General features: G+C 48.5%; 1 rRNA gene. It reads right to left on the reverse strand.

Annotated elements, in window-relative coordinates:
• Positions 1–76, reverse strand: a 5S ribosomal RNA gene (gene rrf, locus GTP27_RS23535); the annotation flags it as partial.
• Positions 77–231: the final 155 nt, after the last annotated feature.

Genomic DNA, 231 nt, shown 5'->3' on the forward strand with positions numbered 1-231 from the left:
TATCATCGGCGCAGAGTTGTTTCACGGTCCTGTTCGGGATGGGAAGGGGTGGGACCAACTTGCTATGGTCATCAAGCTTTGACTTGTACGAGCCGCGTTCACATGAACGTTGCTCAGAATCTGGAATCGGTAAGTAATCAGCACTGAGTGCTGCGGGTAATGAAGTTGTCTCAACAACGTTTAACGGTCTTCTTACCTATATCCTGCTAAGGTTATAGGGACAAGCCGTAC

The organism is Duganella qianjiadongensis (assembly GCF_009857915.1).
Taxonomy (GTDB): domain Bacteria; phylum Pseudomonadota; class Gammaproteobacteria; order Burkholderiales; family Burkholderiaceae_D; genus Rugamonas; species Rugamonas qianjiadongensis.